This is a genomic window from Nocardioides sp. NPDC000445, assembly GCF_040300245.1.
Lineage (GTDB): Bacteria > Actinomycetota > Actinomycetes > Propionibacteriales > Nocardioidaceae > Nocardioides.
In genome coordinates, this window is record NZ_JBEPDH010000007.1 from 186,361 (window position 1) to 200,197 (window position 13,837).

The 13,837-nt window shown below is 70.1% G+C and carries 9 protein-coding genes; 6 read left to right on the top strand and 3 right to left on the bottom strand.

Going from position 1 to position 13,837, the window contains the following annotated elements:
* The first annotated feature begins 35 nt into the window (after positions 1–35).
* Genes ABT304_RS11820 through ABT304_RS11830 form a run of 3 tightly spaced genes read left to right on the top strand, consistent with a single transcriptional unit; the run spans position 36 to position 2,300 of the window.
* Entirely contained in the window at positions 36–467 is a 432-nt protein-coding gene (locus ABT304_RS11820) for an FAD synthase family protein (protein ID WP_350715338.1), read from the top strand.
* A complete protein-coding gene (locus ABT304_RS11825) occupies positions 464–2,062 on the top strand; it encodes a class I SAM-dependent methyltransferase (RefSeq protein ID WP_350715340.1) in 1,599 nt (532 codons plus the stop codon). The genes ABT304_RS11820 and ABT304_RS11825 overlap by 4 nt, the downstream gene beginning before the upstream one ends.
* A gap of 1 nt (position 2,063) precedes the next feature.
* A complete protein-coding gene (locus tag ABT304_RS11830; protein ID WP_160027198.1) occupies positions 2,064–2,300 on the top strand; it encodes a DUF6752 domain-containing protein in 237 nt (78 codons plus the stop codon).
* A gap of 15 nt (positions 2,301–2,315) precedes the next feature.
* Here the strand turns inward: ABT304_RS11830 and ABT304_RS11835 are convergent, their stop codons facing one another.
* Both ABT304_RS11835 and ABT304_RS11840 read right to left on the bottom strand, forming a co-directional pair.
* A complete protein-coding gene (locus ABT304_RS11835) occupies positions 2,316–2,945 on the bottom strand; it encodes a response regulator (RefSeq protein ID WP_350715342.1) in 630 nt (209 codons plus the stop codon).
* Positions 2,942–8,293, bottom strand: coding sequence for a hybrid sensor histidine kinase/response regulator (locus ABT304_RS11840; protein WP_350715344.1), 5,352 nt, complete (start codon positions 8,291–8,293; stop codon positions 2,942–2,944). Before ABT304_RS11840 ends, ABT304_RS11835 begins: the two co-directional genes overlap by 4 nt.
* 176 nt (positions 8,294–8,469) lie before the next feature.
* On the opposite strand from ABT304_RS11840, the gene ABT304_RS11845 reads away from it, so the two are divergent.
* Complete coding sequence (locus ABT304_RS11845) at positions 8,470–10,599, top strand: SpoIIE family protein phosphatase (protein WP_350715345.1); 2,130 nt, start codon at positions 8,470–8,472, stop codon at positions 10,597–10,599.
* Here ABT304_RS11845 and ABT304_RS11850 read toward each other — a convergent pair.
* Positions 10,596–11,438 carry a helix-turn-helix transcriptional regulator gene (locus ABT304_RS11850; RefSeq protein WP_350715347.1) on the bottom strand — a complete coding sequence of 281 codons (843 nt, stop codon included), beginning with the start codon at positions 11,436–11,438 and terminating at the stop codon, positions 10,596–10,598. The genes ABT304_RS11845 and ABT304_RS11850 overlap by 4 nt on opposite strands.
* A 102-nt stretch (positions 11,439–11,540) precedes the next feature.
* On the opposite strand from ABT304_RS11850, the gene ABT304_RS11855 reads away from it, so the two are divergent.
* Together ABT304_RS11855 and glmU are read left to right on the top strand one after the other, a co-directional pair.
* Entirely contained in the window at positions 11,541–12,299 is a 759-nt protein-coding gene (locus ABT304_RS11855; protein ID WP_350715349.1) for an SDR family oxidoreductase, read from the top strand.
* A 43-nt stretch (positions 12,300–12,342) separates the two neighbouring features.
* Positions 12,343–13,797 carry a bifunctional UDP-N-acetylglucosamine diphosphorylase/glucosamine-1-phosphate N-acetyltransferase GlmU gene (gene glmU, locus ABT304_RS11860; protein WP_350715350.1) on the top strand — a complete coding sequence of 485 codons (1,455 nt, stop codon included), beginning with the start codon at positions 12,343–12,345 and terminating at the stop codon, positions 13,795–13,797.
* Positions 13,798–13,837 lie beyond the last annotated feature (40 nt).

Here is a 13,837-nt window from a genome sequence, read left to right on the forward strand (position 1 = left end):
AAACTAATCGACAAACACTTGGAGGAAGCGTGGGCATGGAGCCGGTCATCGGTTACGTACCTGGCGTGTTCGATCTCTTCCACATCGGTCACCTCAACATGCTGCGCCAGGCGCGAGAGCGCTGCGACACGTTGATCGCGGGTGTGGTCTCCGACGAGGTCTGCGAGACGACGAAGGGCATCATCCCGACCGTCCCGCTCGTCGAGAGGCTGGAGATCGTCGAGGCGATCGGGATCGTGGACGCGGTCTACGCCGAGCGCACCACCGACAAGGTCGACTCCTGGCGCGAGGTCGGGTTCACCCACCTCTTCAAGGGCGATGACTGGAAGGGCACCGAGAAGGGCGACGCGCTCGAGAAGAAGATGGCGTCGGTCGGTGTCGAGGTCGTCTACTTCCCCTACACGCTCCAGACCAGCAGCACCGCTCTGCGGAAGGCCATCGCGCGAGAGGATGCCCAGGTCTCGTGACCGGCAGTGCCCCCACTCCTGGCGGACAGTTCGAGATCTCCGACGAAGGGGTCCTCGTCCGGGACTCCTCGACGCCGGTCCTGATCCTCTCCGTCGACGGCCAGTACGTCTGGTCCCTCACCCCCGAGCGCGACGGCCACCCGGTCGACGGGGGCACCATGGTGCCGTGGCCGACCGTGCTCACCCGCTTCCTGGACGGCACCGCGACGATCACCATCGCCGACTACGAGGGCGAGGTGCTCTTCGAGGACAAGGTCGTCCTCGGCTCCGGTGAGGGCACCATCTCGATCGTCGACGGCAGCGGCAACCCGCTCAGCGTCGACAAGGTCGGCCACCTGACCCGCTCCTTCGAGGCCACCGACGAAAGCATCCGCGCGGAGATCCTCGACGGCACCCAGCGTGTCCTCGCCGACCTCCGCGACGTGGTCGGTGTCGAGGCCTACCTCAACTACGGCGCGCTCCTCGGTGCGATCCGCGAGGGCCGGATGCTCGGCCACGACTCCGACACCGACGTCTGCTACCTCTCCAAGCACACCGTTCCCGCCGAGATCATCTCCGAGTCGTACGCCATCGAGCGCACCATGCGCGAGCGCGGCTGGAGCGTCCTGCGGATGTCCGGTGGCGACATCAAGGTGCTGCACCAGGTCTCGGACGGCCGCAAGGTGCACATCGACATCTTCGTGGCCTTCTACGTGCCCGACAAGGACGGCGAGCCGGTCTTCTACCAGCTCGGCAACCGCTCCGGACGGCTGCGCCGCGAGGCGATCGTGCCGGTCTCGACGATCAACCTGCACGGCTACGACTTCCCGGCTCCCGCCGAGCCCGAGGAGATGCTGGCCTTCATCTACGGCCCGAAGTGGCGCACCCCGGACCCGTCGTTCAAGTACGCCGACCCGCCCGCCGGCGTACGCCGTCTGGACGGCTGGCTGCGTGGCTTCCGCACCGACATGGGGCACTGGACCGAGTTCCACAACACCCACGGGAGCGAGCTCGAGAGCAAGCAGTCGGCCTTCGGGGCGTGGGTCCAGAGGCAGCTGCCCGAGGACGCGAAGGTGGTCGACATCGGCGCCGGCGCGATCGGGCGTGACGCCCGCTTCTTCGCCCGCAAGGGACACCAGGTGCACTCGGTGGACTTCTCCCGCGCCGCGGTGGCCGCCGTACGCCGCCGGGCCGAGCGCCACAAGCTTCCCCTGGTCTCCGAGCAGCTCATCCTCGGCGAGCTCCGTTCGACGCTGACGCTGGGTGCGCGACTGGCCCGCGACCCGCACCATCTCTACGCCCGAGACCTGATCGGCTGCCTCGACAACGGGGCGCGGAGTCAGCTCTGGACCCTGGCGAAGATGGCGCTGAGGCCCGGCGGCGGCAAGCTCTACCTCGAGTTCGCGGTCCTCGGTGAGAACCTTCCCGAACCGCAGCCCGAAGGCCTCGTACGCCGCGTCGACCCCGCCCTCGTCCAGGCCGAGATCGAGGCCGCCGGCGGCGTGGTCGAGCACCTCGGGATCAACGAAGGCCAGGACATGCTCGGCAACCCGTTGCCGGGCGTCGCGCGGCTCCGCGCCTCCTGGCCGTCCCTCAACCGTGCAGAAGGAAACTGACATGTCCGACGATTCCGGCATCAAGAACATCGCTCGCGGTGCCCGCGACGCCGCCCGTACGCGTGCCTCGCTGGTGCGCCGCATCGAGGCGCTCGAGGCCGAGGTGCAGGAGCAGCGTCAGCTCAACCGGCGCGTCGCCGAGCTGACCGACGTGGTCGCCGAGCTGCTCATCCCGCTGCAGGACGCCGACAAGGAGAAGGTCGAGCAGGTCCTCGCGGCCTACCGCGCACGGATCTGATCCCTCCTGGTCTGATCACCCCAGCGCGTCGAGCGCCTGCCTGAGATCTGCGAGCCGCGTTCCGAGGCGGCGTCGGGCATCGCCGCCGAGGCCGATGTCACCGACGGCGTCGAGATCGGCCACGGCCTCCTCCACCCCGGCGAGCCGGGACCGGAGGTCGGTGACGACGTCGACGTCGACCCGGCCGGGCCGAGCGGCGCGCTCGTCCAGGGACCGGCGCAGCAGGTCGGCCTGGGCGCTGAGCTTGCGGCTGGCGTGCCACAGGTCGACGAACACCTGCACCTTCGCCCGCAGCAGCCACGGGTCGAACGGCTTGGCGAGGAAGTCGGCGGCGCCGGTCGCGTAGCCGCGATAGGCGAGGTGGGTGTCGAAGTCGTTGGCGGTCAGGAAGATGATCGGCACGTCCTTGGTGCGTTCGCGCGCCTTGATGCGGGTGGCCGTCTCGAAGCCGTCCATCCCCGGCATCTGCGCGTCGAGCAGGATCAGCGCGAAGTCGTCGTGGAGCAGGGCGCGGAGTGCGTCCTCGCCGGACCCCGCGCGGACGAGGGTCTGGTCGAGCGAGCCGAGGATGGCCTCGAGCGCGACCAGGTTGGCGGCGCGGTCGTCGACCAGAAGGATCTTCGCGGTCCCCTGCCGTTCGCTCATGACAACCACAACCGGAACAGCGAGAGCAGGTCGGCGACGTCGACCGGTTTGGTGATGTACTCCGAGGCGCCGGCGGCGAGGCTGTCCTCGCGGTCACCGGTCATCGCCTTCGCGGTCAGCGCGATCATCGGCAGGCTCTTGAACTGCGGGATGTCCCGGATCAGGCGCATCGCGGTCAGGCCGTCCATGCCCGGCATCATGATGTCCATCAGCACCAGGTCGACACCCGGCTCCCGCTGGAGCGCCTCGATCCCGGCCTCCCCGGACTCGGCATAGATGACGTCGATGCCGTGCTGTTCGAGCGCGCTGGTGAGCGCGAAGACGTTGCGCACGTCGTCGTCGACGATCAGGATCCTGCGACCCACGAACTGGCCGTTCGGGTCGGCCGGCTCGGGGACGTACGTCCTGGGGGGCTGCGCCCCTGGACGGCCCAGCAGCACGCTCACGTCGTCGATCGCCTCCTCGGTCGTTGCCGGCGTCTTGAGGGTCATCGCCTGGGCGTACCTGTCCAGGCGGCTCTGCTGCGCCTTGGTCACCTCGCCGACCCGGCTCAGCACGACAGGGATGTTCTTGGTGCGCTTGTGGGTGCGCATCCAGCGAAGTACGTCGAAGCCACCGTCCGCCAGCGGAAGGTCCAGGACCACGCAGTCGACGTCGCGGTCGGCCAGGACCGCCTGAGCCTCCTCGGGCGATGTGCCGAAGACCGTCTCGACCTCGTCGACCGAGCCGAACAGGGCCTCCACGACGGCGCTGGTGCCGAGGCCGGACTCGTCGCCGCCGCCGCTGAGGACCAGCAGGACCTGGTCGGCTCTCGTGTCGGTGGCACCCTGCTGAAGCGGAGCCCGAAGCGATGAGTGCCGCTCATCGACAGCAGGCGTCGGTGGCTGCGCCTCGATCGTCCCGGAGCTGATCCTGGGGACGTACAGCGTGAAGGAGCTGCCGTGTCCGGGGTCGCTCTTGACCTGGATCTCGCCGCCGATGAGGTGGGCGACCTCGCGGCTGATCGACAGGCCGAGGCCGGTGCCGCCGAACTTGCGGCTGATCGTGCCGTCGGCCTGCTGGAACGCCTCGAAGATGACCTTGAGCTTCTCCGGCGGGATGCCGATGCCCGTGTCGACCACCGAGAACGCCAGCACCGCGTCGGCCTGCTGCAGGCCGGGTGTGGAGAAGCGCTCGCCGGAGGCGTTGCGGATCAGCAGCCGCACGCCGCCGCCGTCGGTGAACTTCACCGCGTTGGAGAGCAGGTTGCGCAGCACCTGCTGCAGCCGATGCTGGTCCGAACGCAGCACGCGGGGTACGTCGGGGTCGACGCTGACGATGAAGTCGAGGTCCTTCTCGGCGGTCAGCGGCCGGAAGGTCGCCTCGACGTACTCGACCACCGAGGTCACCGCGACGTCGGTGACGTGGACGTCCATCTTCCCGGCCTCGACCTTGGACAGGTCGAGGATGTCGTTGATCAGCTGAAGGAGATCGGTGCCGGCACCGTGGATGGTGCGGGAGTACTCCACCTGGCGGGGGTTGAGGTTGCCGTCGACGTTGTCGGAGAGCAGCCGCGCCAGGATGAGCAGCGAGTTGAGCGGCGTACGCAGCTCGTGCGACATGTTGGCCAGGAACTCGGACTTGTAGCGAGACGAGAGGGCGAGCTGCTCGGCGCGCTCCTCCAGGCCGCGCCGGGCATCCTCGATCTCGAGGTTCTTGATCTCGATCGCCTGGTTCTGGTCGGCGAGCTGGCGCGCCTTCTCCTCGAGGGCCGCGTTGGTCTGCTGCAGCTCCACCTGCTGACGCTCGCCCTCGTCCTGCTTGTCCTGCAGCTCGGCGGCGAGACGCTGCGACTCGACCAGCAGCTCCTCGGTGCGGGAGCTGGCCATGATCGCGTTGAGGGAGACCCCGATCGACTCCGCGAGCTGCTCGAGGAACTGCATGTGGACGGCGCTGAAGGGCCGGAACGAGGCCAGCTCGACGACACCGATCACCTTCTCCTCGAACGCCACCGGGAGCACCACGATCGAGGTCGGTGCCGCCGATCCGTGGCCGGAGGAGATCCGCAGGAAGCCGGCCGGCACGTCGCGGACGATGATCGGTTGGCGGTCGTAGGCCGCCTGCCCGACCAGGCCCTCGCCGACGGCGAAGACGTCGGGGACGTCGGCGCTCGGCTGGTAGCCGTAGGAGGCGATCCGGCGCAGGACCTTCGGTCCGACGTGCTCGGAGGACTGGTCGGTGAGGAAGATCGAGCCTTGCTGCGCCCCGACGAGCGGGGTGAGCTCGGAGACGATCAGCCGGGCGACCTCGAGCAGGTCGCGCCCACCCTGCATGTGGCCGGTGAACCGGGCCAGGTTGGTCTTGAGCCAGTCCTGGTCCTCGTTGGCCCTGGTGGTCTCCCGCAGCGAGTCGATCATCTCGTTGAGGTTGTCCTTCAGGTCGGCCACCTCACCTGCGGCCCCGACGGTGATCTGCCGGCTCAGGTCGCCCTGGGTCACGGCCGCGGAGACCTCGGCGATCGCGCGCAGCTGGGTGGTCAGCGTGCTCGCGAGCTGGTTGACGTTCTCGGTGAGCCCGCGCCAGGTGCCGGAGACGTCGGCGACCTCGGCCTGGCCGCCGAGCTTGCCCTCGGTGCCGACCTCGCGGGCGACACGGGTGACCTCGTCGGCGAAGGAGGAGAGCTGGTCGACCATGGTGTTGACCGTGGACTTGAGCTCGAGGATCTCGCCTCGGGCGTCGACGGTGATCTTCTGGGTCAGGTCGCCGCGGGCGACGGCGGTGGTGACCTGGGCGATGTTGCGGACCTGGGAGGTCAGGTTGGAGGCCATCGAGTTGACCGAGTCGGTGAGGTCCTTCCAGGTGCCGGCCACGCCGCGTACGTGGGCCTGACCGCCCAACGACCCCTCGGTGCCGACCTCGCGGGCGACACGGGTGACCTCGTCCGCGAACGTACGCAGCGTGTCGACCATCGCGTTGAGGGTGCCGGCCAGGGCGGCGACCTCACCGCGGGCCTCGATGGAGATCTTCTGCGACAGGTCGCCCTGCGAGACCGCCTTGGAGACCTGGGCGATGCTGCGGACCTGGTTGGTCAGGTTGGACGCCATCGAGTTCACCGAGACGGTCAGGTCGCGCCAGGTGCCGGCGACACCCGGCACCTGGGCCTGACCACCGAGCGCGCCCTCGGTGCCGACCTCGCGGGCGACACGGGTGACCTCGTCGGCGAACGAGCCGAGCTGGTCCACCATGGTGTTGATGGTCGACTTGAGCTCGAGGATCTCGCCTCGGGCGTCGACGGTGATCTTCTGGGTCAGGTCGCCGCGGGCGACAGCGGTCGTGACCTGGGCGATGTTGCGGACCTGGGAGGTCAGGTTGGAGGCCATCGAGTTGACCGAGTCGGTGAGGTCCTTCCAGGTGCCGGAGACGTCATGCACGTCGGCCTGGCCGCCGAGCTTGCCCTCGGTGCCGACCTCGCGGGCGACGCGGGTGACCTCGGCCGCGAAGGAGGAGAGCTGGTCGACCATGGTGTTGATGGTCGACTTGAGCTCGAGGATCTCGCCGCGGGCGTCGACGGTGATCTGCCGGCTCAGGTCGCCGCGGGCCACCGCCGTCGTCACCTGGGCGATGTTGCGCACCTGGGCGGTCAGCGTGCCGGCCATGAAGTTGACCGAGTCGGTCAGGTCGCGCCAGGTGCCGGAGACGCCGGGCACCGCGGCCTGGCCACCGAGCTGACCCTCGCCACCGACCTCGCGGGCGACGCGGGTGACCTCGTCGGCGAAGGCGGAGAGCTGGTCGACCATGGTGTTGACGGTGGTCTTGAGCTCGGCGAGCTCGCCGCGTACGTCGACGGTGATCTTCTGGGACAGGTCGCCGCCGGCTACGGCGGTGGTGACCTGGGCGATGTTGCGGACCTGGTTGGTCAGGTTGGTCGCCATCGAGTTGACGGAGTCGGTGAGGTCCTTCCAGCGGCCGCCGACGCCCGGCACCTCGGCCTGGCCGCCGAGCTTGCCCTCGGTGCCGACCTCGCGGGCGACGCGGGTGACCTCGTCGGCGAAGGCGGAGAGCTGGTCGACCATGGTGTTGACGGTGGTCTTGAGCTCGGCGAGCTCGCCGCGTACGTCGACGGTGATCTTCTGGGACAGGTCGCCGCCGGCTACGGCGGTGGTGACCTGGGCGATGTCGCGGACCTGGTTGGTCAGGTTGCTCGCCATCGAGTTCACCGAGTCGGTGAGATCCTTCCACCGGCCGGCGACGCCGGGAACCTCGGCCTGACCGCCGAGGATGCCCTCGGTGCCGACCTCGCGGGCGACGCGGGTGACCTCGTCGGCGAAGGTCTGCAGGGTCGCGGTCATCGAGTTGAGCGTCTCGGCGAGCTCGGCGACCTCGCCTCGCGCGGTGACCGTGATCTGCTGCGACAGGTCACCGCGGGCGACGGCCTTGGCGACCGAGGAGATCCCGCGCACCTGAGAGGTCAGGTTGGACGCCATGGTGTTGACCGAGTCGGTCAGGTCGCGCCAGGTGCCGGAGACGCCGCGTACGTCGGCCTGGCCGCCGAGGCGGCCCTCGGTGCCGACCTCGCGGGCGACGCGGGTGACCTCGGCGGCGAACGAGGAGAGCTGGCCGACCATCCGGTCGACGGTGTCCTTGAGCTGCGCCATCTCGCCGGAGACCTCGATGGTGACCGTACGGGACAGGTCGCCGTTGGCGACGGCGGTGGTGACCTCGGCGATGTCGCGGACCTGGGCGGTCAGCCGCGAGGACATCGTGTTGACGGCGTCGATGAGGTCGCGCCAGGTGCCGGTGGCGTTCCGCACCCGCGCGCGGCCACCGAGCTTGCCCTCGGTGCCGACCTCGCGGGTGACGCGGGCGATCTCCTCGGTGATCGTGGCGAGCTGGGCAACCAGGCCGTTCACGCTCTTGGCGACCAGCAGCGGGTCGCCCTTGAGGGCGCGGCTGCCGTGGCGTACGTCCATCGTCTGGGTGAGGTCGCCCGCGGAGACCGCCGCCACGACCCGGGCGACGTCGGCGGTCGGGCGTGCCAGGTCGGCGACCAGCTTGTTGGCGTCCTCGACGGCGCCGGCCCAGGCGCCGCCGCCGATGCTCGGCCGGAGTCGTTCGTCGTGGTGGCCGTCGCGGCCCGCCTCGCGGCGTACGCGGGCGATCTCGCCGGTCAGATGGTTCAGCCGTTCGGCGATCTCGTTGTGGATGGAGGCCAGGTCGCCGAGGGGCCCGTCGACCGGCTCCAACCGGCCGGTGAAGACGCCGTCGCGCATCGCGGCCATCGCGTCCTTGAGCTGGCGCAGCGTGACCTGATCGACCGTCACCTGCTCGGGCAGCGTGGTCGACTTCGATGAGTCCACCGATGAGGACATCCCTGCCTCCTCTCGCGCTGAGACACGCGTCTGCTGAAGTGTCGCACTCCGCGGCTGGCCGTGGCTCACAAATGGTCGTTCACCACCGATTCTGGTAATTCCTTGACCTACCTGCCGGTACCTTGCGGTGATCAGTGCCATATCGGTGCCAAACAGGTGCAGAATCGGCGGTGGTCATGAGCACCGGAGCCAAGACGCAGTCGCGCACCTTCGAGCCGGCACCGACGTCGGTCTCCGAAGCGCGCCGATTCGCGCGCGATGTGCTTGCCGATTGGGGCCTCGACGAGCTCCTCGACGACGCCGTCCTGCTGACCAGCGAGCTGGTGACCAACGCCGTGACGCACGCGGGCACGCCCATGACCGTGGCGGTCGTACGCGAGGAGGATCGGCTCCGCATCGACGTCTTCGACCAGCACCCGACCCGGGTGCTCCCGGTCGGTGCGAACGCCCGGCCCGGGGCCGGCGAGCACGGACGTGGGCTGCTGATCACCTCGGCGCTGGCGACGGCCTGGGGAGTGGAGTACCGCCGGGACCACAAGCGGGTGTGGGCCGCGTTCGCGCTCGTGGAGACGACCCTCGACGTCGAGGCGCCCAACGGGGGAGTCGCGGAGGGCAAGGACGTACGCCGCCGGGAGAACGTGGCCACGCCCGGCCGGGATCCGCTGGGGCTGAGCGGGCTCGACCTCAACCAGCTCGCGCTCGCGGACATCCTCGACCTCGTCGTGGAGCAGACCCGGGAGCGATTCGACGCCGATGCTGCGTACCTCATGCTCGAGGACGAGATGGAGGACCGGTTCGTGGTGGCCGCGACGAGCGGGGCGGCGACGCCGATCAAGGGCCGGAGCGTGCGCCGTGGCGAGGTTGGCGCACCGAGCCTCAGGGCCTCGTTCCGTCCGCTGGCGATCGGCGACCTGCGGGCAACGCCGGTCGAGCTGCTCCGAGAGCTCGAGCTGCGCTCGCTGGCGACCGCACCGGTGGCCTTCGAGGGCCGGGTGATCGGCACCTTGGCGGTCGCGAAGAAGGGGGCGGGCGGCTTCGCGACCGAGGACGGCGCCGAGCTGCAGCGAGTCGCGGACTGGGCCGCGCCGAGCGTCGACCGGGCGTCCACGCGGGCTGCCGACAGCGAGCGCCGCGCCTGGCTGACGTTCCAGAGCGAGGCCAGCGTGATGCTGGCCTCGTCGCTGGACCTGGAGACGACGACCGCGATGACCGGACAGATCGTGGTGCCGCGGCTGGCGACGTGGTGCGGCATCTACCTCAACGACGCCCGTGACCATCCCCGGCTCCAGTTCGCCTGGCACGCCGACGAGCACCAGCTCGACGCGGTGCGGGACGCGTTGGAGGATGCGGAGCCGGAAGACCCCGAGGCTCCGGCCGAGCCCGATGTCGAGGGTGAGGTCGCGATCCTTCCGCTGGAGGCACGCAACCGGGTCATCGGCTGGCTCACCCTCGGGCGGCCTGCCGGTGAGCCGCTGCGGCGCGAGCGCCTGATGGTGGCCGAGGCGGTGGCCCGCCGGGCGGCGCTGGCCATCGACAACGCCCGCGCGCACACCGAGCTCCAGGAGATCGGCCGGTCCCTGCAGCGCAGCCTGCTGCCGGCCGTCCTTCCGGAGATCTCAGGGGTCGACATCGGGGTCGGCTACGAGCCGACCGGCGAGTTCAACGAAGCCGGCGGCGACTTCTACGACATCTTCGCGCTCGGCGCCGGGCGCTGGGGCTTCATGGTGGGCGACGTGTGCGGCGTCGGGCCGGAGGCGGCCGCGGTCGCCGGGATGTCGCGGCACACGGTGCGGGCGCTGATGCGGGCCGGCATCCCGATCGCGCCGACCCTGGAGCGGCTCAACGCCGCGATCGGCGACGAGGGCCTGCGGGGCCGGTTCATCACGCTGGTGTGCGGCACGCTCGAGGTCACCGCCGCCTCCCGCTTCCGGGTGCGGCTCGTCTGTGCGGGCCACCCTCCACCGTTCCTGGTCACCCGTGCCCGGCCTGGTGTTCCCGCCCGTCGGGTCGGCCGGTCGCAGGCGCTGCTCGGGGTGCTCGACGCGGTCGACTACATCGAGGAGGAGGTGACGGTGGAGCGCGGTGATCGGCTCGTCGTCGTCACCGACGGTGTCCTCGAGCGGCGCGCCGGGGACACGATGTTCGAGGAGGCCGGGGTCGAGGCCGTCCTCGCCACCGGCATCGACCTGCGAGCGCAGGCCGTCGCCGACCGGCTGCTGCGCGCGGTCGCCGACTTCTCGGGCGTGCCGCCTTCCGACGACATGGCCGTCCTCGTCCTCGACCTGGGCAAGGGTGCCGCTTCCTAAGGGGTGCTGAACTCCTCGTGACCGAGCACCGCGAGCAGCCGGATCTTCTCCTCCGCCTCGCTGCCGGGCACCGGCGTCAGCACCAGCAGCGCCTGGCCCTGATCCTGGGCTGACAGCACCTGGCAGTCGACGTCGATGCGCCCGACCTGCGGGTGCAGCAGAGTCTTGTGGTCCTCGAACCGGTGGGTGACCTCGTGCCGCTCCCACAGCTCGCGGAACTCCTCGGACCGGGGGAGCAGAAGGCGTACGAGCTCGCCGGCGCGGGACTTCTCGCCGAGTGCGCCGTAGGCCATCCGCAGGCTCGCGACGAGACCACGGCCGTGCGTCTCGTGGTAGTCCGGCGGGTAGACGCCCCGCGTCGAGGGGTCGGTGAACCAGCGGTAGGCCTCGCAGCGGTCCCAGCCGGTCAGCGCCACCCGGTCCCCGAAGATCGTGGTCGCCAGCCGGTTGGCGACCAGCGTCTCGCCGAGCGCGGACATGATCATCGCCGGAGTGTCCTCGAGCCGGTCCAGCACGCGGAGCAGCGCCGGGGCGACGTGGCCGTCCTCGAACGTACGCCGCGGGGCGTTGTGTCCGGCCAGCCGGTAGAGGTGGTCGCGCTCGTCGACGGTCAGGCGCAGCGCCCGGGCGAGCGCGGAGAGCATCTGCTCGGAGGGCTGTGGGCCGCGCTGCTGCTCGAGGCGTACGTAGTAGTCGGTCGACATCCCGGTCAGTGCGGCGACCTCTTCGCGGCGCAGGCCCGGCGTGCGCCGGCGCGGTCCGGCGACCAGGCCGACGTCCTGAGGGCGGAGCGCCTCACGGCGGTGTCGGAGGAAGTCGGCGAGGGAGGCGCGGTCCATGGCATCCATGATGCGGGGTGGGATCGTACGCAACCAGGGACCGCCGATCCCACGATCACCAGGTCTCTCCCGCAGACGGAGCCGCCGCCGCAGCGTGGAGGCATGAACATCACCGGAAACACCATCTTCATCCCCGGAGCGACCTCCGGGATCGGCCTCGCTCTCGCCCTGCGCCTCAAGGAGCGCGGCAACACCGTCATCATCGGCGGCAGGCGTACGTCCCTGCTCTCCGAGCTGGCCCAGGTGCACGGCTTCGAGACCGTCCACATCGACACCGCCGACGCCGCCTCGATCACGGAGGCGACCGCCGACGTGGTCAGCCGCTTCCCTGAGCTGAACGTGCTCGTCGCGATGGCCGGGATCATGCGCTCCGAGGACTGGACCACGCGAGGCTTCCTCGCCGATGCCGAGGAGACCGTGGTGACCAACCTGCTCGGTCCGATCCGGCTCATCGACGCGCTGGTGCCGCAGCTGCGCGAGCGTCCCGGCGCCACGATCCTCACCGTCTCCTCGGGGCTGGCCCACACACCGCTGCGGTTCACGCCCACCTACAACGCCACGAAGGCGGCGATCCACCAGCTCTCCGAGTCGATCCGGATGCAGCTGGAGCCGATCGGGATCCAGGTCACCGAGCTCGTCCCGCCGGCGGTCCGTACGGCCCTGATGCCGGGTCACGAGAGCTCCGAGCACGCGATGCCGCTCGAGGCGTACGTCGACGAGGTGATGGCGCTGCTCGAGGCCGATCCGGAGGCACACGAGGTGCTCGTGGAGCAGGTCAAGCTGCTGCGATTCGCCGAGGTGCGTGGCGACTACGACCAGATCATCGGGGTCCTCAACGCGGCCGAGGAACGGGTCCGCTGACCCCGGGTCGACGCTCGGGCGCGGCGGCCTAGACTGACGCAACATGAGCGAGCTCACCGTGATCGTGCTGGCCGCCGGTGGCGGCACCCGGATGAAGTCCAAGACTCCCAAGATGCTCCACCAGATCGCGGGCCGGAGTCTCGTGGGCCATGTCCTGGCCGCCGTCTCGGAGGCCGGGGCGTCCCGTGTCGTCGCGGTCGTGGGACACCAGCGCGAGCTGGTCGAGCCCCACATCGCCGAGATCCTGCCCGAGGCCGTGATCGCGGTCCAGACCGAGCAGCTCGGCACGGCGCACGCCGTGCGGGTGGCGGTCGAGGCCGGCGCGGTCTCCGGTGGGACGGTCCTGGTCACGTACGGCGACACGCCCCTGCTGCGCGGCGAGTCGCTGCGTGCGCTGGTGGCCGACCACGAGGCCGCCGGCCGGGCCGCGACGATCCTGAGCGGGATCGTCCCGGAGCCCTTCGGCTACGGCCGGATCCTGCGTGGAGACGCAGGGGTCACCGGGATCGTCGAGGAGAAGGACGCGACCGACGAGGAGCGGGCGATCAACGAGATCAACTCGGGGATCATCGCCTTCGACGGAGGGTTCCTGGCCTCGGTGCTTCCGCGGATCGGCAACGACAACGCGAAGAAGGAGTTCTACCTCACCGACGCGATCGCGCTGGCGGTCTCGGACGGGCTGGGGGTGGACGCGTTCGTCCTCGACGACGTCAGCGAGGCCGAGGGCGCCAACGACCGGGCCCAGCTCGCCGCGCTCGGGAAGATCCTCAATGATCGGATCGTGACCCGGTGGATGAAGGACGGGGTCACCGTGATGGACCCCGCCACGACCTGGATCGACGCCGACGTCGAGCTCGCGCCCGACGTCACCATCCTGCCCGGCACCCAGCTCATCGGTGCCACCCGGATCGACGAGGACGCGGTGGTCGGTCCCGACTGCACACTGAAGGACACCGAGGTCGGCCACGGCGCCCGGGTGGTGCGTACGCAGGCAGAGCTCGCCGTCGTCGGACCCGGTGCCAACGTCGGGCCGTTCTCCTACCTGCGCCCGGGCACGGTGCTCGGCGAGGAGGGCAAGATCGGCGGCTTCGTCGAGGTCAAGAACTCGACCATCGGGCCCGGCGCCAAGGTGCCGCACCTGTCCTACGTCGGCGACGCGACGATCGGCGAGGGCACCAACATCGGGGCCGGCACGATCTTCGCCAACTACGACGGCGTCAACAAGCACAAGACCCGGATCGGGCGACACGTGAAGTCGGGGTCAGGTGTGACCTTTGTCGCCCCGGTGGTCGTCGGCGACGGCGCGACGACCGGTGGCGAGGCCCTGATCCGGGAGGACGTTCCGCCCGGTGCGCTGGCCGTCTCCGCAGGTCAGCAGCGGATCATCGAGGGGTGGGCGCTGGCGAAGCGGGCAGGCACGGCGCAGGCGGCCGCGGCCGAGGAGGCACTCGAGTCGGGCGTACTCATCCTCGGTGAACCCTCGGCGACAGGGGAGTGACCCCCGGGGTTGGGTCCGGCAGCGAAGTTGATGGAGAATC

What these genes read in the sequence shown, in the direction of transcription:
- ABT304_RS11855 (WP_350715349.1), top strand. Translation starts at nt 11,541, where the DNA reads ATGAACATCACCGGAAACACCATCTTCATCCCCGGAGCGACCTCCGGG.
- ABT304_RS11835 (WP_350715342.1), bottom strand. Translation starts at nt 2,945, where the DNA reads ATGAGCGAACGGCAGGGGACCGCGAAGATCCTTCTGGTCGACGACCGC.
- ABT304_RS11845 (WP_350715345.1), top strand. Translation starts at nt 8,470, where the DNA reads ATGAGCACCGGAGCCAAGACGCAGTCGCGCACCTTCGAGCCGGCACCG.
- ABT304_RS11840 (WP_350715344.1), bottom strand. Translation starts at nt 8,293, where the DNA reads ATGTCCTCATCGGTGGACTCATCGAAGTCGACCACGCTGCCCGAGCAG.
- ABT304_RS11820 (WP_350715338.1), top strand. Translation starts at nt 36, where the DNA reads ATGGAGCCGGTCATCGGTTACGTACCTGGCGTGTTCGATCTCTTCCAC.
- glmU (WP_350715350.1), top strand. Translation starts at nt 12,343, where the DNA reads ATGAGCGAGCTCACCGTGATCGTGCTGGCCGCCGGTGGCGGCACCCGG.
- ABT304_RS11850 (WP_350715347.1), bottom strand. Translation starts at nt 11,438, where the DNA reads ATGGACCGCGCCTCCCTCGCCGACTTCCTCCGACACCGCCGTGAGGCG.
- ABT304_RS11830 (WP_160027198.1), top strand. Translation starts at nt 2,064, where the DNA reads ATGTCCGACGATTCCGGCATCAAGAACATCGCTCGCGGTGCCCGCGAC.